Origin of the sequence: Comamonas sp. Tr-654 (assembly GCF_011752915.1) — a bacterium.
In the GTDB taxonomy this organism is placed as follows: domain Bacteria; phylum Pseudomonadota; class Gammaproteobacteria; order Burkholderiales; family Burkholderiaceae_C; genus Comamonas.
In genome coordinates this window covers 781,491-799,653 of record NZ_VWWQ01000003.1, presented here as the reverse complement: position 1 = coordinate 799,653, position 18,163 = coordinate 781,491, and the positions used below count along the sequence as shown (strand labels likewise).

Here is an 18,163-nt window from a genome sequence, read left to right as displayed (position 1 = left end):
CGACCGACTGCGCAAGCCGGCTTGCTCGTTGTTCGACTTGGCCGACAATGCAGCATTGCCAACCAAGACTGCCAAAGTTGTGAAAGAAGCCGAGAAAAAGCGGGACTGTCCCTGCGGACGCAAGAATGCCAAGGACCGGCCGCTGGCCTATGCCGATTGCTGCGGCCGCTATATCGATCACTGGGATACCCGGCCCGCTCCCGATGCCGAGGCTTTGATGCGCTCGCGCTATACGGCCTTCGTGTCTGAGAACCAGGAATACTTGCAAGCCACCTGGCATGCCAGCCAGCGCCCGGCGCAGCTGGATTTCGATGCCGCCACCAAATGGCTGGGATTGGAGGTAAAGCAGTTCAGGCCGACCGGCGAAGCTTCGGCGGAGGTCGAATTCGTCGCCCGCTACCGCCTGGCGGGGCGGGCTGTGCGTCTGCACGAGCGCAGCCGCTTCGTGCTCGATGCCGGGCGCTGGTTCTACGTCGATGGCGACCAGTTCTGAAGGCGCTTCGGCCGAGCTGACCCGGCTGCAAGCCGGTCTGCGACTGCTGCAGTCACTGGCCTCGCGCGGCTCGTCTGAAATCGCGGCCTTGCTGATTCCGGCGCTGCTGCTGTGGGTCAGCACCCGCAACAGCCCGGCTGTCAGCGCGGGGCTGGCCTGGTGGTGGGGACTGATGGTCCTTATGGCGCTGGGATTTCTGCTGTTTCGCCGCTCGCTGCATCGGCAGTGGCGCTCGGCACGCGACTGGGAGCCGCAGCGCCTGCAGGCCGCATTGAGTGCATGGCAGCGGCAGCTGGCGCTGGCTGCGTCGATCAACGGTCTGCTCTGGGTCAGCGTGCTGGGATTTACCTGGGGCGAAAGCCATAGCGAGCTGCGCCTGCTGATCTATCTGGTGCTGCTCGGCGTGATGGCATCGGCCGCCACTTTTCTGGCGCCGGTGCCGCAGGTGTTCGTGGCCTTCATGGCGGGCATCTACCTGCCCATGCTGTTGTGCACGCTGCATTACTTTCCACACAAAGGTCCTTATCTGCTGCCGCTGCTGCTGCTGTATGGCGCCATACTCGCCCGCCATGCCTGGGGCGCACGGCGTTTTGTGCAGCAGCAGATGGCGCACGAGCTGGAGCGCCAGGCGCTGGCGGAGCGCTACCGCGAAGCCAAGGAGCAGGCCGAGAATGCATTGGCCGAAAAAAACTGGTTTATCTCGGCCGCCAGCCACGATCTGCGGCAACCGCTGCATGCCATGGGCCTGATGCTCCAAGCCGCTCATCAGCGCAATCAGGATGACGATCTGGCGCAGCTGCTGCAGGAAATGCAGGTCTGCACGCGCGACCTGGGCTCCATGTTCAATGACCTGATGGATCTGTCGCGCCTGGAAGGCGACAGCTTCGCACCACAGTGGCAGGCGGTACCCATGAAGGCGGTGCTCGACGAAGCCCAGCGCCTGTTTGCGCGCGAGGCTGCGCAGCGCGGGCTGCGTCTGCGGCTCAGGCAGCCAGCCCATATGCCGGCGCTGTGCACGGATGCGGTGCTGCTGCGGCAGATGGTTTTCAACCTGCTGCAGAACGCGCTGCGCTACACCGAGGAGGGCGGTGTGCTGCTGGTGCTGCGGCGCCGACAGGGACGCTGGTTGCTGCAGGTCTGGGACAGCGGCTGCGGCATGAGCGAGCAGGAATGTGCACAGGTCTTCATGCGCCACTATCGCAGCCCAGGCCGGCGGCTGCGCGATGCCAGAGATGGCGTGCCGGCGCCGTTGCGCGGGCGTGGTCTGGGCCTGTCCGTAGTGGCTCTGGCGGCGCAACGCCTGGGCGTGGAATATGGCGTGCAGTCGCTGCCGGGCAAGGGTTCTTGCTTCTGGCTGCGCTGGCCTAAGGATGCCGAGCAATGGCAGGCTTCGTCCGCGCTGCCGGCGCCGCCGCCCTTGTCCGGGCAGCCGTGGTTCGCCCCCTTGTCAGGGCGCTGCCTGGTCGTGGAAAGCGATGCACAGCTGGCCCCGGTGCTGGTGCGGGTCTTGCAGAGCTGGGGCGTTCAGGTGCAGAGAGCGGCCGGTCTGTCCGAGGCGCAGCAACTGCTGGCCGGTGGCTGGCAGCCGGACTTTGTGCTGTGTGATCAGCGGCTCAAGGATGGTGCCAGCGGAATGGACTGCCTGATGCAGCTGCTGGATCAGCAGCCGCAGGCCAGCGGCGCCTTGATGAGCGGTGACGAGGTGGTGCTGGAGCAGGTGCAGGATCAGGGCTATCTGGCCCTGGCGACGCCCTTGCAGCCCGATCAGCTGCACGCCGTGCTGGCGCGCTGCATGGCGAGCCGCGAGGCCGCCTAGTCCAGATCGACCTCGATGCCGCGCATGCGCGTGATCAGCGCCACGCGGTTGTTGGCGCCCAGCCGCTGCAGCAGGGCGGTGACATGCTCCTTGACCGTGTATTCGGACAGGTTCAGGGCCTGTGCGATGGCGCGGTTGGGCTTGCCCTGCAGCAGCAGGCTCAGCACCTGGGACTGACGCGCCGTGATGCCCAGCTCTCTGGCGCTCATGTGCAGGGTGCTGCCCGCTGCGGACGCTGGCGGTGCGGCAGGAATCGGAGGCAGAGCCTCGAACCAGGAGCGGCCGGACAGCAGGGCTTGCACGGCCATCTGGAACACCTGAGCCGTGCTGCTCTTGTGCACAAAGCCATGCACGCCCGCAGCTGCGGCCTTGCTGACGATGGCCGGGTGCTTGTCGCCGCTGGTCACCAGAATGCGCGTGCCGGGAGCCAGGGCCAGGATGCTGTGCACGAACTCCAGCGACGCACCGTCTTCCAGCCAGAAATCCATCACGGTGATGACGGGCTCGCCCAGTGCCGCAATCACGGCCAGGGCCTCGTTGCCGTGGGCAGCGCAGCGCACCTGGCGCACGCCGGCGCTGGTCATCAGCACCTGTGCCATGCCTTCGGCGACCAGCGGGTGGTCATCCACCACCAGCGCATAGGGGGGAGCGCTCAGTTGGGTGGTGCTCAGAATTTGCGGTAGATCGGGCATGAGCGTTCCTTTGGGGCTTGGTAACAAAGACCCCTCATCGGTAGGGAGCGGACTGGCGGCAAGCCTTCCGACAATGACTGTAAGACGACGCTGATGCTTATCTCTCAGTGTCGGGATATGGACATTTTCAACCAACATCAGGACTGAGGAGCAAGCCCGTGCCATCTCTCACGCAAATCACCCGTAGAACCGCAGCCCTGCTGCTGATTTCCACCCTGGCTGCCTGTGGCGGTGGTGGCGGAGACGGAGGCAGCGGCACAGGCTCAGGAGGCGGCTCCGAAGGCGGCGGAGGCAATACGGGAGGCGGGGACAACGGCGGCGGCAACAATGGTGGCGGTACTGGCAATCAGGCCGTCACGGGGACCTACAAGATGGGCGGCCAGACGGCCACCAGCCATGCGCAGATGCTTGATGCCGCCAACAGCATGGGCACCGACGGCTATGCGCTGTTCAGTTCCCTGGCGGGCTCGATCTCCTCGACCGGTGCGGAGATCGGCGACTTCTATCTCACGGATACCGCGCATGCTGGCCGCAAGTTCAGCTATGTCAATCCTGCGGCGCAGCCATCGCGCACCGCCTTTCTGGCTCAGCTAAACCAACAGGGCAGCAGCGGCTATATGTACAAGTCCGACGCCGTGTTCAGCGATGTCAGCGACATCCGCAGCGTCTATGTCAAGGACAACAGCCGCAGCGATCAGTTCAGCTACAGAACGGTGACGCCTGTGGCCACGACCGCCGAAGCCTTTGCCACGGAGCTCAATGGACAAGGGGCCGAAGGCTATCGCTATCTGGGTCCCCAGATCATCAACAACGAGCTGTTCAGCCTGTATGCCAAGCGCAATGACAGCGTCACCTATACCTATCAGGTCGACAAGCTTGGCAGCGCATCCTCGGCTGCCGATGCTGCAGAAATGAGAACGCGCCTGGCCCAGAAGGGCGCGGACGGCTGGTTCATCCGCGGCACGCAGGGGCTGGGCAGCGACCCGATGAACATGAACTATGTGGATGTCTTCGAGAAAAGCTCGGCACAGAATGGCGCCATCGAGTATCTGGTCGAGGCCTCGTCAGTCAATGACGCGCTCACTACCCAGCTGAGCAATATGAATGCCAATGCTGCCAACGGCTTCTTCTATTTCAGCGGCATCATGACTGCCGACGGCAAGACCAGTACCATCTACGTCAAGAACAGCGCGTGGATGATCAATCCACTGGCCGGAGTGACCTTCCCCTGAACCCGAAAAGGGCGTGAGCGCATAATCACGCCCTCTGTTTCTTGATACTAGGCGCCATCCGGCGCCTTTTTCGCATCCTCTGATGCGCTGGTAATGTTCCCATGACTGCTTTTGATGCTGTGCTTTTCGACTGTGACGGTGTGCTGGTGGACAGCGAATCCATCACCAATCGCGTGCTGTGCACCATGCTCAACGAATCCGGCTGGGCCATCAGTCAGGAACAGTGCACGCGCGACTTCATCGGCAAAACGGTACGTAGCCAGGCGACCGTGATCGAGGCCCATACAGGCAAGCCGCTGACCGATGCATGGATGGCCGAGTTCTACGAGCGCCGTAATGCCGCGCTGAGTGCAGAGCTGGTAGCCATCGACGGCGCACTGGAAGCGGTCAGGCAGATTCATGCACTGTGCGATGGACGCATTGCCTGCGCCTCCGGTGCGGACCGTGCCAAGGTGGAGATGCAGCTCACGAAGGTGGGCATGGCGCCTTATTTCGAAGGCCACGTCTACAGCGGTCATGAAATGCCGCGCAGCAAGCCCTTCCCCGATGTGTATCTGGCTGCGGCCGAGGCGCTGAAGGCCGATCCCGCCAAGTGCCTGGTGATCGAGGACACCATGACCGGGGTTCAGGCCGGCGTGGCAGCAGGTGCCACCGTCTGGGGCTATTTTCCGGCCGATCAGGGCCATGCCTCGGCAGAGCAGTTGCTTGAGGCTGGCGCCGCCTGCGTGTTCGGTGACATGGGGGATCTGCCCGCCATGTTCGACGCCGTGCGCAGGAGTGCCGCCAGCGCCTCGACCGGCGAAGACGACGAGCACGACCTGCGCTGAAGCGCTCTCAGTTCCAGATCGACAGCGCCTCGCGCAGGTGCTTCATGGGCTGATCGTCGATCACGCTGTTGTGCAGCAGTATCACGCGCTGCACGGGCCAGCTTTCGACCTGCTTCACCCAGTTGCGCACGGCGGCCCTGTCTCTGACCAGCAGGCGCACGGTGCGCGGCACGGTCAGGCGCTCATGCCCGCCCGTCAGGCCCAGATACATGCGTACCGGCAGGCTTAGCGGTCCTTGCCAGCATTGCAGCACGTCGGTGGCGATGAGGCTGCCGCTGGCCGGGTGGAACCACAGCGTCTCGTCGAGCATGGGAAGGCCGTCCAGCCGCAGGCATTGCAGCTCGCCCGCCCAGGGCGCCTCGGAGTCTGGCGGCAAGGGCTCCAGCAGCGGCAGATCCGGGCGCTTGCGCAGCACCCCCTGGGTGCCATAGAGCCGGGCCTGGGGATAAAGCTTGGCCAGCTTGCCCACGAACAGATGGTGCATGGCACTGGGGGCCACAATGGTTTGCAGCGGCCCCAGGGCATCGAGCGCCGCTTTCTGCCCGTCCGTCAGCGGTACGGCAGAGTGCGAGAACAAGCTGCCGTCGGCCAGCCGGATCACGGTCATGCGGGTGCTGACCTTCATTCCTGCATTGCTGAAGTGATAGCTGAGAGCCCAGACTCCATCAGCGATTGCCTGCCAGGTTTCTGTGGATTTATGCACGGCAAACTCCTTGCGTCAGACGGCACGCTGGCCGGCGGTCTTGCGGAACTCCGAAGGGGACAGCCCTGTCCAGAGGCGAAAGGCGCGGATAAAGCTTTTGTCGTTGAGAAAGCCGCAGGCCTGGGCCACACGCTTGATGGGGCGGCTGGTGCGCAGCAGCAGCGCAATCGCGCGCTCGCGCCGGATATCGTCCTTGAGCGCCTGCAGCGAAACCCCTTCTTCCTTGAGCTGGCGGTGCAGGCTGCGCTGCGACAGATGCAGCTGGCGCGACAAGGTCTCGGCCGTCTGCTGCTCCTCCCCGCTGGCGGCGAGCAGATGGCGCACGCGCTGCACCAGCGTCTTTTCGCGCTGGTAGGGGCGCACCTGGATAGGCAGGGCGCGCTGCAACATGCGGTTGAGGGCTGCCTCATCCCGCGCCAGCGGTGCCTGCAGCCAGCGCGCTTCGAACTGCAGGCTGGCCACTGGTGCCCCGAAGGCAATGCTGCCCGGCGCGAACAGCACCTTGTAGACATCGGCATGCGCGGGCTCGGCAAACGGGAAGCTGGCATGCAGCAGGCTGATCGGTTCGTTGATCAGCCAGCTGGCAAAGCCGTGGATATTGCGCAGCACCGATACCATGCAGAACTCGCGCATGCTTCCCAGCGGGCGGCTTTCATGCAGTGTGAGAGTGGCAATGCCGGCCTGCTCGCCGAGCTGCAACTGCAGGTCCTGCGCAATCAGACCGTGATGGCGGCACCAGCGCGCCAGCGCCAGGCCCAGGTGGGGGGCGCTGATGCTGGCACGGGCCAGCATGCCGTAGCTGCCCCAGGGCAGGCGGCGCTCGAACCAGCCCAGGGCCTCGTCGTCGAGTTCACGCATGGCTGCATCGGACAGAGCCTCCATCTGCAAGGCCGTGATGCGCTCTTGGGCATCATTGATCAGCTCTGGCGGGATTTGTGCCTTTTCCAGCGCGCCAAGCGCTGACATCTGCCTTGCTTCATAAGCACGGACAATCGCTTGGACAAACGCCATGGGGGTAATTGCCGGGTGCGATTTGAGCACGGAGCTGGCATGGTGTGGCAGTGGAGTCTTGACCAGGGAAGGGGTGAGCATTTGGCAATTATTGCAACCTTGCTGACCTCATCTGAACAGGGCTTGCCCTTATTCTGAGATGCAGAAAACGGTGCTGAATGGACGCTGCGCAGCCAGTTTGCGGTTGGCTGCCGGCACGCAAGGAGACACAAGACCATGCCATCGCAAGTGAACCCGCTGACCGCCAGCTATGCCAAGGGGCGCACGGATGTGCCGCTGATCGAGCAGACGATAGGCGATTTTTTTGCCGCAATGGCCGCGCGCCAGGGCGCGCGTGACGCGCTGGTCAGCCGTCATCAGGGTCTGCGCTACAGCTATGCTCAGCTGCATCAGGCCGCGCGCCAGCTGGCCAGCGCGCTGTTGTCGCAAGGGCTGGCCAAGGGCGACCGGGTGGGTATCTGGAGTCATAACAACGCCGAGTGGGTGCTGATGCAGCTGGCCACGGCTCAGGTGGGTCTGGTGCTGGTCAATATCAACCCGGCCTATCGCACCTCTGAAGTCGAATACGCGCTCAACAAGGTGGGCTGCAAGGCGCTGGTATCCATGCCGCGGTTCAAGACCAGCGACTATCTGGGCATGCTGCGCGAGCTGGCGCCCGAGCTGGCGAGCTGCGCACCAGGCCAGCTGCAATCCAGGCGCCTGCCTGCCTTGCGCACGGTGGTGTGGATTGACGCGGCCAGTTCAGGCGCAGCCGGCTCAGGTGCGGCCGGCTCGGGTGCAGCGGATCTGGACGCCGAACAACCCGGCATGTTGCGTTTTTCGCAGTTGATGGCGCAGGGCACCAGTGCGGATGAGCGCATTGATGCCATTGCGGCCACGCTCAGCAATCATGATCCCATCAACATCCAGTTCACCAGCGGCACCACGGGCTTTCCCAAGGGCGCGACGCTGACGCACCGCAACATTCTCAACAACGGCTTTTTCATTGGCGAATGCATGCGCCTCACACCCGAGGACCGGCTTTGCATTCCCGTGCCCCTGTATCACTGCTTCGGCATGGTGCTGGGCAATCTGGCCTGCTTTACCCATGGCTCGACCATCGTCTATCCGAATGACGGCTTCGATCCCATCACCGTGCTGGAGGCGGTGCAGGCCGAGAAATGCACGGGCCTGCATGGCGTGCCCACCATGTTCATTGCCGAGCTCGACCACCCGCGCTTTGCCGAGTTCGATCTCTCCACGCTGCGCACCGGCATCATGGCCGGCTCGCCCTGTCCCATCGAGGTGATGAAGCGTGTGGTGCGCGACATGCACCTGAGCGAGATCACCATCGCCTACGGCATGACTGAAACCAGTCCCGTAAGCTGCCAGAGCGATGCCGATACGCCGCTGGAAAGGCGCGTGGCCACCGTGGGCAAGGTGCAGCCGCATCTGGAGGTGAAGATCGTGGATCCGTCCACGGGCGAGATCATGGCGCCGGGCCAGTCGGGCGAGCTGTGCACGCGCGGCTATTCCGTCATGCACGGCTACTGGGACGACGAGGCCAGAACCCGCGAGGCCATCGATGCCGAGCAGTGGATGCACACCGGCGATCTGGCGACCATGGACACCGAAGGCTATGTGAATATCGTGGGCCGCATCAAGGACATGGTGATCCGTGGCGGCGAGAACATCTACCCGCGTGAGATCGAGGAGTTCCTCTACCGCCACCCCAAGGTGCAGGACGTGCAGGTGGTGGGCGTGCCCGATGTGCGCTATGGCGAGGAGCTGTGTGCCTGGATCATTGTCAAGCCAGGCCTGGAACTCGGGGAGGACGAGGTGCGCGACTTCTGCAAAGGCCAGATCGCGCACTACAAGGTGCCGCGCTATATCCGCTTTGTCCAGGCCTTCCCGATGACGGTGACGGGCAAGATCCAGAAGTTCAGGATTCGCGACGAGATGATCGAGTTGCTGGATCTGCGCGTGATCAAGACAGCCTGAGTATGCGCTACCCCCTGAGCTGCTGCGCACCTTCCCTGCGCCGGGCGCCCCCCAAGGGGGACGACACCCCCGGTGCGGGGCGGCCCTTCCTCGGTGTCTCTGGCTTAGTGATTGGACGGTGTGCTGGTCGTGGGCAGACCGGCGGCGCGGCGGGCGACCACGAGGCGTTTGCGCATGGCGATTTCCTGCATGTCCAGCTCGCTGACCAGGCTGCGCAGCGATTCGTCGTTGATGCGGTGGGCCTGTCTTTCGGCGTAGTAGAAGTCCCGTTCGGCATGAATGCACTCGATGCGGGTCTCGATCTCCATCACATAGCGCAGCTTGCGCTGACGCACGACCTCGGGCGCTTCGCGCAGCAGCTCTATGCTCTGCGCGGCGCCGCTGCCGTCGTCCAGCAACTGGATGCGGTTGCGGTACTCCTGGGTCAGGTGACCGTTGACCTCCTGGCGCATCGCCACCCACTCGGGGTCGCGGCGCTGCATTTCTTCCTCGCTCAGCGTGAGCTTGGCCATGGCCGCCATGCAGGCCTGCTCGCGGGCCAGGCGCTCCTCACGCACGGTGGGCGACTCCTCGTGCGGGGGCAGATGGCGCAGAACGATGGGCAGGCCAACGGCACCGATCACCAGCGTGAACAGAATCGTGCCGGTGGCAAGAAAGACCAGCATGTCGCGGCCCGGAAAGGGCTGGCCGTTGTTCAGCAGCATGGGCACGGACAGCGCACCGGCCAGCGTGACCGCACCGCGAATGCCGGCCAGCGTGGTGGCCAGATTCAGCAGCTTGGAAGGGCGCTCGGTCATCTTTCCCTGACGGTGGGCGCGCAGCAGCGAGCCATGCACGCCCAGCACCAGCCAGATCCAGCGCATCAGCAGCAGCGCAAACGAAATCGCAGCCACGTAGCCGACCAGAATCCACCAGTCATGGCCGGCCTGATGCAGCGGCACGCCGATGATGGATGGCAGCTGCAGGCCCAGCAGCAGGAAGATGGCGCCGTTGAAGGCGGCTTCCACCATGCTCCAGGTGCCTTCGGTCTGCAGGCGTTCGCTGATGTAGCTGCTGCGCTCCAGGTCGGCGAAATTGGTGGCGATGCCGGCGGCAACGGCCGCCAGAATGCCGGAGACACCGATCTTCTCGCCCACGATATAGGCGGCAAAAGGCAGCAGCACCAGCAGCAACACCATCTGCGTGGCGGCTACGTCACCCAGGCGGCGTGTGATGGTGCCGCGCGCATGGCTGAAGCCCCAGCCTATCAGCGCACCCACACCCAGGCCGCCGACGGCCATCCAGGTGAATTCCTTGGCGACTTCGCCCCAGGAGAACATGCCGGTCAGCGTGGCTGCAATCGCAAATTTCAGCGCCACCAGGCCCGATGCGTCGTTGAGCAGCGACTCGCCCTCCAGCACATGCATGGTTTTCTCGGGCATGCCCAGATTGCGCGTGATGGCCGAAACGGCCACGGCATCGGTGGGCGAGATCACGGCGGCCAGGGCAAAGGCCACGGTCAGCGGAATCTCGGGAATCATCCAGTGGATGAGATAGCCCAGTCCCAGCACGGTGAACAGCACCAGGCCCAGGGCCAGCAGCAGGATCGGCTTGGCCAGTGCAAAGAATTCACGCTTGGGAATGCGCCAGCCGTCGGCGAACAGCAGCGGCGGAATGAAGAGCAACAGGAACAGCTCGGGGTCGAACGCGATGTGCAGACCGGCTTGCGGCCAGGCAATCAGCGCACCCAGCGCGATCTGAATCAGAGGCAGGGGAATGGCCCGGATATAGCGGGCCACAATGCCTGTCAGCGCTCCCAGCAGCAAGACAAGCAGAACAGTTTCAACAGCGTGCATGAGGCATTTTCTTCAACTGCAGTGGCAGCGCTGTGTCCGAGCAAGAAAAAAACCAAGTTCTCACATCAGTTATCAAGCGGCAAAGTACGAGCCGCAACCCTTGAAACAGGCGTGCGCCAAGCACGGGACGGCCGGCAAGGGCCGCCCCGCAGCGAGGCCGTTGTCCCCCTGAGGGGGAAGCGGCGCAGCCGCTCAGGGGCAATCATTTTTTAAGAGGCAAGCGATGAGCATTCTGTGCACACAACTGAATCCGCGTTCGGCAGATTTCCTGGCCAACGCCGCAGCCATGCAGGCGCTGGTCAATGAGCTGCATGCACGCTGCGATCAGAACGCGCTGGGCGGCAATGAGGCGGCACGCGCCAAGCATGTGGCGCGCGGCAAGCTGCTGCCGCGCGAGCGCGTGCAGCGGCTGCTGGACCCCGGCACCCCATTCCTGGAGCTGTCGCCGCTGGCCGCGCTCAACATGTACAACAACGATGCACCGGGCGCCGGCGTGATTGTCGGCGTGGGTCGTGTCAGCGGCGTGGATTGCATGATCGTCTGCAACGACGCCACCGTGAAGGGCGGAACCTACTACCCGATGACGGTGAAAAAGCATCTGCGCGCGCAGGAAGTGGCCGCACAGAACCGTCTGCCCTGCATCTATCTGGTCGACTCGGGCGGTGCCAACCTGCCCAATCAGGACGAGGTCTTCCCCGATCGCGAGCATTTCGGCCGCATCTTCTACAACCAGGCCAATATGAGCGCCCAGGGCATCGCCCAGATCGCCGTGGTCATGGGTTCGTGCACGGCAGGCGGCGCCTATGTGCCGGCCATGAGTGACGAGTCCATCATCGTCAAGAACCAGGGCACCATCTTTCTGGGCGGCCCTCCCCTGGTCAAGGCCGCCACCGGCGAGGTGGTCAGTGCCGAGGACCTGGGCGGCGGCGATGTGCACACGCGTCTGTCGGGCGTGGCCGATCATCTGGCCGAGAACGATCTGCATGCGTTGGCGCTGGCTCGCCAGGCGGTGGCAAACCTGAACAAGGACAAGCCCGGGTCCCAGGCCGATCATGCGCCTGCCGCGCCCCTCTTCGAGAGCGAAGAGCTGTATGGCGTGATTCCCGTCGATACGCGCAAGCCCTTCGATGTGCGCGAGATCATTGCCCGCATCGTGGATGGCAGCCAGTTCGACGAGTTCAAGGCCCGCTTCGGCAACACCCTGGTCTGCGGCTTCGCGCGCATCGAGGGCATGCAGGTCGGCATCATCGCCAACAACGGCATCCTGTTTTCCGAGTCGGCCGTCAAGGGCGCACACTTCATTGAGCTGTGCTGCCAGCGCAAGGTGCCGCTGGTGTTCCTGCAGAACATCACGGGCTTTATGGTGGGCCGCAAATACGAAAACGAAGGCATTGCCCGTCACGGCGCCAAGCTGGTCACGGCCGTGGCCACGGCGGCGGTGCCCAAGTTCACCATCATCATCGGCGGCAGCTTTGGCGCGGGCAACTACGGCATGTGCGGCCGCGCCTATTCGCCCCGCTTCCTCTGGATGTGGCCCAACGCGCGCATCAGCGTCATGGGCGGCGAGCAGGCGGCCAGCGTGCTGGCCACTGTCAAGCGTGACGGTATCGAAGCCAAGGGAGCCAGCTGGAGTGCGGAAGAGGAGGAGCGCTTCAAGGCACCCATCCGCCAGCAGTACGAAGACCAGGGTCACCCCTTCTACGCGACGGCACGCCTCTGGGACGACGGCGTCATCGATCCCGCCGACACGCGCCGCGTGCTGGCCCTGGGTCTGGCGGCGTCACGCAATGCGCCGATTGAGGACACCCGCTTTGGTGTCTTCCGCATGTAAGCACACGGAGGCCCGAACATGATGCGCTGCACTGTTACCTCCCTGATGCAAGCTCTGCTGTGCGCAGCGCTGGCATGGCCCATGGTGGAGCAGGCCCGGGCCGAGGTGCAGCAGTCCGATGCACGCATTCCGGTCTGGGTGCCGGAGGCCGGCGGCACGCCCGCGCGCACTGCCGAGCTTGCAGGCCATGTCTATCGTCCCCGGGGTCTCGGCCCCTGGGGGCTGATCGTGCTCAGCCACGGAACGCCCAGCGGCAAGGAGGCGCGCGAAGCCATGACCGATCGCTACGGTCCGCAGGCGCGTGCTCTGGCCGAGCTGGGCTATGTGGTGGTGACGGGGTTGCGCCGCGGCTATGGCGCATCGGACGGTCCTCTGGCCGACCGCTACGGCAGCTGCGAAGACCCCGACTATGGCCATGCAGCCCAGGAGGCCGCGCGCGATGTGGCTGCCATCATGGCTTACGGGCAGAAGCTGCCCTATGTCGAAAGCACGCATGTGGTGCTGCTGGGCAAGTCTGCCGGCGGCTTTGCCTCGCTGGCGCTGGCGGCCCAGCAACCCGCAGGTCTGCGCGGCGTCATCAATTTTGCTGGTGGCCGCGGTTCGCAGCAGCAGATGCGTGAGAAGACGTCGGTCTGTGGCGAGGCCCAACTGCTCAAGACCGTGGCCGGCTTTGCCGCCACCAGCCAGGTGCCCCAGCTGTGGATCTATGCCGAGAACGACAGCTACTTCCGGCCGCCGCTGGTGCGCCAGATGGCGCAAAGCTATCTGGCGGCAGGCCGTAAGCTGACTCTGGTGTTCGTGCCGCCAAGCGGCGCGGAAGGACACCAGTTTTTTGACCGGGCTGCCAATATCGGGCAATGGCTGCCGCAGGTCCGTGAATTCCTGATGCAGCAGCTACCGGGTACGGCGGCTGCGCAGCTGCAAAACCCTCAATCACTGGGAGACAAGCCATGACCGCTTTGACTTTGACCGTGGACGGCGGCATCGCCCGCGTTACGCTGGCTCAGCCCGCCATTCGCAATGCCTTCAGCGATGCGGCGATTGCCGAGATCACCGCCGCCTTTCTCCAGGTCGGCGAGCGTGCCGATGTGCGCGCCGTGGTGCTGGCCGCCGAAGGACCCGCATTCTGCGCTGGCGCGGACCTGAATTGGATGCGCCGCATGGCCGATTACTCGCGCGACGAAAACCGCGTCGATGCGGGTCTGCTGGCCGAGATGCTGCGCGTCATCTATGAATGCCCCAAGCCGACGATTGCGCGTGTGCAGGGCGATGTCTATGCGGGCGGCATGGGCCTGGTGGCCTGCTGCGATATGGCGGTGGCGGCCGACACGGCAGGCTTCTGCCTCAGCGAGGTCAAGATCGGCCTGATTCCCGCCACCATCAGCCCCTATGTGATCCGCGCCATGGGTGCCAGGGCCGCGCACCGCTACTTTCTCACGGGCGAGCGCTTTTCGGCGCAAGAGGCGCATCGCATCGGCTATGTGCACGAGGTGGTCGATGCCGACGGGCTGGATGCCGTGGTCGACGGCTGGCTCAAGCATTTGCTGAGTGCCGGCCCCGCAGCGGTGCGGGCCTGCAAGCGCCTGGTGCTGGACATGGCCGAGCGCGAGATCAGCGAGCAGCTGATTGCGGCGACCGTGGAGTCGATTGCCACCATCCGCGCCAGCAGCGAAGGCAAGGAAGGCGTGCAGGCCTTTCTCAACAAGCGCAAACCCAACTGGCTGCCCGGATGAGATGACAGACCTGGCGGCCGGGGCGCTTCAGCCTGCGGGCTCGCATAGGAAATGAACACCATGGATATCTGGCAAACCATCATCGACTGGCTGCACCGCACCGGCCTGCATGTCGACCCCGATACGGCCAGGGCCGTGGGCGATGCCGCGAGCCAGGTGGGTGATGTGGCCGCCAGGGCCGGGCAGGCCGTGGGACAGATGGACATGGCGTCCATGCTGGCGCTGGCGGCAGCCCTGGGCTGGGCCAGCGGTTTTCGCCTCTATGCCGTGGTGTTCGCCGTGGGCCTGCTGGGTGCCAGCGGTCTGATGCCTCTGCCTGGTGGTCTGCATGTGCTGCAGCACCCGATGGTTCTGCTCATCAGCGGCGGCCTGCTGTTCGTGGAGTTCTTTGCCGACAAGATTCCCGTAGTGGATTCGGTCTGGGACCTGTTCCAGAGCGTGTTGCGCATTCCGGCCGGTGCGGCGCTGGCGGCCTCGGTCTTCGGCGCCGACAACACCACCATGGCCATGGCCGCCGCACTGATGGGCGGCACGCTGGCCGCGACCAGCCAGGCAGCCAAGACCACCACGCGTGCCCTGATCAATACCTCGCCCGAACCGTTCTCCAACGTGGGAGCCAGTCTGGCTGAAGACACGGTGTCGCTGGGCGCCATCTGGCTGGCGCTGACCAATCCGCTGGTGTTTGCCGCCGTGCTGCTGGTCGTGGTGATTGCGATGTGGCTGGTGATCTGGGCGCTTTGGCGCTTTCTCAAGGCGATTTTTCGACGCCTGCGCGGCAGTGACGATGCGCAGGAACCATTGCAAACAACATAGCTGCTTGCGATTGATGGATAAGCGCTGAGCGGTGATTTGACCGATAAACGGAGACGATATGTTCAAGAAAATTCTGATTGCCAATCGCGGTGAGATCGCCTGCCGTGTGGCCGCGACCGCCCGCCGCATGGGTGTGAAGACCGTGGCCGTGTACTCGGATGCCGATGCCCGGGCCAAGCATGTGGCGGCCTGCGACGAGGCCGTGCACATCGGCGGCAGCGCGCCCAAGGACAGCTATCTGCGCTGGGAACGCATTCTGGAGGCCGCCAAGGCCACGGGTGCCGAAGCCATCCACCCCGGCTATGGCTTTCTCTCCGAGAACGAGGACTTTGCCAATGCCTGCGCGGCGGCCGGCCTCGTCTTCATCGGCCCGCCTGCCAGCGCGATTCGCGCCATGGGCCTCAAGGCCGAGTCCAAGCAGCTGATGGAAAAGGCCGGCGTGCCGCTGGTGCCCGGCTACCACGGCGCAGGCCAGGACCCTGCCATGCTGCACAAGGAGGCTGATCGCATCGGCTATCCGGTGCTCATCAAGGCCAGCGCGGGCGGCGGCGGCAAGGGCATGCGTCTGGTGGAAAAGAGCGAGGACTTTGCGGCCTCGCTGGAGTCCTGCAAGCGCGAGGCCATCAACAGCTTCGGCAACGATGCCGTGCTGATCGAGAAGTACGTGCTGCGCCCGCGCCATATCGAGATTCAGGTGTTTGGCGACACACAGGGCCATTGCGTCTATCTGTTCGAGCGCGACTGCTCGGTGCAGCGCCGCCACCAGAAGGTACTGGAGGAGGCGCCGGCGCCCGGCATGACTGCCGCGCTGCGCCAGAAGATGGGCGAGGCTGCCGTGGCCGCCGCCAAGGCCGTGAACTATGTGGGCGCGGGCACGGTGGAGTTCATCGTCGAGCAGCCCGGCGGCTACGACCAGCCCGAAGCCATGAAGTTCTACTTCATGGAAATGAACACCCGGCTGCAGGTGGAGCACCCCGTGACCGAAGCCATTACCGGCGAGGATCTGGTGCGGTGGCAGCTGCTGGTGGCTTCGGGGCAGCCTTTGCCCAAGGCGCAGTCGGAACTCCGTATCCAGGGCCATGCCATCGAGGCACGCATCTGCGCCGAAAACCCCGAGAACAACTTCCTGCCCGCCACCGGCCATCTGGCCGTCTATCGCAAGCCCGCGTGCAGCAGCTTCGAGATCAGCGATGTGCGCGTGGACGACGGCGTGCGCGAGGGCGATGCGATCAGCCCCTTCTACGACTCCATGATCGCCAAACTCATCGTCCATGGCGAGGACCGTGCCCAGGCGCTGGCGCGTCTGGACGCGGCGCTGGCCCAGACCCACATCGTGGGCCTGACGACCAATGTGCAGTTTCTGCGCCAGGTGGTGAAGAGCCAGGCTTTCTCCAATGCCTTGCTCGATACCGCGCTGATCGAGCGCGAGCGCGAGGCCTTGTTCGGCAAGGATTTCGTGGGCCGCGACCTGGCCGTCGCCGCTGCCATGGCCTGGCAGCTGCAGGGCGAGCAGGCCGCGCAGGGCGCCGACCCCTTCAGCCGCCGCGACGGCTGGCGCATGTCGGGCCGCTATGTGCGTGCGTTCGGCTTTGCCTACCGCGGCGAGGACTTCACGGCCGGCCTGGCCTACGGCCGCGGCACGCAGGCGGCGCAGACCTATCAAGTCGGCATTGGCGAGGGCGAAGGCCGCAGCGATGTCACGCTGCAGTGGCGCGCACTGGTCGACGGGCGGCTGGAGCTGGGTCTGGATGGCAAGCGCACGGTGGTCGTGGTCCATGCCCAGGGCGACCAGCTGTCCATCTTCACCGAGGCGGGCAGCACCCAGATCACCGTGGTCGATCAACTGGCCCACGCCGGCGATACCGGCCATGAAGGTGGCCGCCTGACGGCGCCCATGCCCGGCAAGGTGGTGTCCTTCACCGTCAAGGCCGGCGACAAGGTCAGCAAGGGCCAGCCGCTGGCGGTGATGGAGGCCATGAAGATGGAGCACACGATTGCTGCCCCCGGCGATGGCGTGGTGCTGGAGCTGCTGTATGTGCCCGGCGACCAGGTCAGCGAAGGCGCCGAGCTGCTGCGCATCGAGGTGGCCGCCTGATCCGCCTAGGGTTGAACTGTTTAACAAAAAGAGCGGCTTGCGCTGGACGATCCATGAATTCAGTCACTTTCAATGATGAAATCAAGACAGGTGCAGCGCAAGAAGCATCTTTTTTGATAGCGGTCCATTTGCCATCTGCGTCTGCAGCAGGCATGGCAAAGCGTTAGGCTTGGCATCCATGAAAGTCTTATTTTGCTGTGACGATACGCGGCCGGAACCCTGGCTCAAAGGTTTGCACGACGCGTTGCCAGACGCGGAGATTGCCATCTGGGAGCCGGGTGCACCCCAGGCCGACTATGCACTGGTCTGGGCACCGCCCCAGCAGTTCCTCGACGAGCAGGCGGTCGGCCTGAAGGCCATGTTCAACATCGGCGCGGGCGTGGATGCCTTGCTGCCGCTGCGCATTCCCGCCGCGCTGCCTGTCTACCGTCTCGAAGATGCGGGCATGGCCGTGCAGATGGCCGAGTATGTGGCCCAGGCCGTGATCCGCTTCTTCCGCGGCCTCGATCAGTACGAGTCCGATATGGCGCAAGGCCTGTGGCAGCACCAGCGCAACCCCAGGCGGGTGGACTATCCCGTGGGCGTGATGGGCCTGGGCAAGATGGGCGAGCGCGTGGCCAGGGCGCTGACGGTGTTCGATTTCAAGGTCAATGGCTGGAGCCGCTCGCCGCGCGAGCTGCAGGGCGTCGAATGCTTCAGCGGCATGGACAGCCTGGACCGCTTTCTTTCCGAGACGCGCATTCTGGTCAATCTGCTGCCCCTGCACGACGAAACCCGCGACATCATCAACGCCCGCACGCTGGCGCTGCTGCAGCCCGGCGCCTATGTGATCAATGTGGGGCGCGGCGGCCATGTGGTCGATGCCGACCTGATTGCGCAGATCGAGTCCGGTCATGTCAGCGGCGCCATGCTGGATGTGTTCCGCGAGGAACCGCTGCCCGAGAATCACCCGTTCTGGAAGCAGTCCGGAATCATCCTCACCCCCCATACCTCGGCCCGCACGCTGGCGGCGGACAGCATTGCCCAGATCGTGGGCAAGGTCGCCGCCATGAGCCGGGGCGAGCCCGTCACAGGTCGCGTCGACCTTGGCAAGGGCTATTGA

General features: G+C 64.5%; 15 protein-coding genes. 11 read left to right on the top strand and 4 right to left on the bottom strand.

What is annotated here, in order from left to right:
• Nucleotides 1-79: 79 nt before the first annotated feature.
• Complete coding sequence (locus F3J24_RS13275) at nt 80-493, top strand: YchJ family protein (RefSeq protein ID WP_034405986.1); 414 nt, start codon at nt 80-82, stop codon at nt 491-493.
• Nucleotides 477-2,309: a hybrid sensor histidine kinase/response regulator gene (locus tag F3J24_RS13270; RefSeq protein ID WP_167006911.1), complete on the top strand. Its 1,833-nt coding sequence runs from the start codon at nt 477-479 to the stop codon at nt 2,307-2,309. The genes F3J24_RS13275 and F3J24_RS13270 overlap by 17 nt, the downstream gene beginning before the upstream one ends.
• Here F3J24_RS13270 and F3J24_RS13265 read toward each other — a convergent pair.
• Nucleotides 2,306-3,001: a response regulator transcription factor gene (locus tag F3J24_RS13265; RefSeq protein WP_167006907.1), complete on the bottom strand. Its 696-nt coding sequence runs from the start codon at nt 2,999-3,001 to the stop codon at nt 2,306-2,308. The genes F3J24_RS13270 and F3J24_RS13265 overlap by 4 nt on opposite strands.
• Before the next feature lie 158 nt (nt 3,002-3,159).
• On the opposite strand from F3J24_RS13265, the gene F3J24_RS13260 reads away from it, so the two are divergent.
• Together F3J24_RS13260 and F3J24_RS13255 are read left to right on the top strand one after the other, a co-directional pair.
• Complete coding sequence (locus tag F3J24_RS13260) at nt 3,160-4,233, top strand: hypothetical protein (RefSeq protein WP_167006904.1); 1,074 nt, start codon at nt 3,160-3,162, stop codon at nt 4,231-4,233.
• A gap of 101 nt (nt 4,234-4,334) precedes the next feature.
• Complete coding sequence (locus tag F3J24_RS13255; RefSeq protein ID WP_167006901.1) at nt 4,335-5,060, top strand: HAD family phosphatase; 726 nt, start codon at nt 4,335-4,337, stop codon at nt 5,058-5,060.
• A gap of 7 nt (nt 5,061-5,067) precedes the next feature.
• Here the strand turns inward: F3J24_RS13255 and F3J24_RS13250 are convergent, their stop codons facing one another.
• Both F3J24_RS13250 and F3J24_RS13245 read right to left on the bottom strand, forming a co-directional pair.
• Nucleotides 5,068-5,763 (bottom strand): DUF4336 domain-containing protein, encoded by a 696-nt coding sequence (locus tag F3J24_RS13250; protein ID WP_167006897.1) that lies wholly within the window; start codon nt 5,761-5,763, stop codon nt 5,068-5,070.
• Between the two features lie 15 nt (nt 5,764-5,778).
• A complete protein-coding gene (locus tag F3J24_RS13245) occupies nt 5,779-6,855 on the bottom strand; it encodes an AraC family transcriptional regulator (RefSeq protein ID WP_167006894.1) in 1,077 nt (358 codons plus the stop codon).
• A gap of 135 nt (nt 6,856-6,990) precedes the next feature.
• Between F3J24_RS13245 and F3J24_RS13240 the strand changes: the two genes are divergently transcribed.
• The gene (locus tag F3J24_RS13240; RefSeq protein WP_167006891.1) at nt 6,991-8,754 is read left to right on the top strand and encodes an AMP-binding protein; all 1,764 of its coding nucleotides are present in this window, start codon (nt 6,991-6,993) and stop codon (nt 8,752-8,754) included.
• 104 nt (nt 8,755-8,858) lie between these two features.
• On the opposite strand, the gene F3J24_RS13235 is transcribed toward F3J24_RS13240, so the two are convergent.
• Nucleotides 8,859-10,589: a Na+/H+ antiporter gene (locus F3J24_RS13235; RefSeq protein WP_167006888.1), complete on the bottom strand. Its 1,731-nt coding sequence runs from the start codon at nt 10,587-10,589 to the stop codon at nt 8,859-8,861.
• A gap of 223 nt (nt 10,590-10,812) precedes the next feature.
• On the opposite strand from F3J24_RS13235, the gene F3J24_RS13230 reads away from it, so the two are divergent.
• The 6 genes from F3J24_RS13230 (at nt 10,813) to F3J24_RS13205 (ending at nt 18,163) form a co-directional block, all read left to right on the top strand.
• The gene (locus tag F3J24_RS13230) at nt 10,813-12,420 is read left to right on the top strand and encodes a carboxyl transferase domain-containing protein (protein WP_167006885.1); all 1,608 of its coding nucleotides are present in this window, start codon (nt 10,813-10,815) and stop codon (nt 12,418-12,420) included.
• An 18-nt stretch (nt 12,421-12,438) separates the two neighbouring features.
• Nucleotides 12,439-13,374, top strand: a complete 936-nt coding sequence (locus tag F3J24_RS13225) for a S9 family peptidase (protein ID WP_167006883.1) — start codon at nt 12,439-12,441, stop codon at nt 13,372-13,374.
• The gene (locus F3J24_RS13220; RefSeq protein WP_003059063.1) at nt 13,371-14,153 is read left to right on the top strand and encodes an enoyl-CoA hydratase/isomerase family protein; all 783 of its coding nucleotides are present in this window, start codon (nt 13,371-13,373) and stop codon (nt 14,151-14,153) included. Before F3J24_RS13225 ends, F3J24_RS13220 begins: the two co-directional genes overlap by 4 nt.
• Before the next feature lie 60 nt (nt 14,154-14,213).
• Nucleotides 14,214-14,966 (top strand): DUF4126 domain-containing protein, encoded by a 753-nt coding sequence (locus F3J24_RS13215; RefSeq protein WP_167006880.1) that lies wholly within the window; start codon nt 14,214-14,216, stop codon nt 14,964-14,966.
• Nucleotides 14,967-15,024: 58 nt separating this feature from the next.
• Nucleotides 15,025-17,061 (top strand): acetyl/propionyl/methylcrotonyl-CoA carboxylase subunit alpha, encoded by a 2,037-nt coding sequence (locus tag F3J24_RS13210; RefSeq protein WP_167006877.1) that lies wholly within the window; start codon nt 15,025-15,027, stop codon nt 17,059-17,061.
• A 178-nt stretch (nt 17,062-17,239) separates the two neighbouring features.
• On the top strand, nt 17,240-18,163 hold the full coding sequence (locus tag F3J24_RS13205) for a glyoxylate/hydroxypyruvate reductase A (protein ID WP_167006873.1): 924 nt from the start codon (nt 17,240-17,242) through the stop codon (nt 18,161-18,163).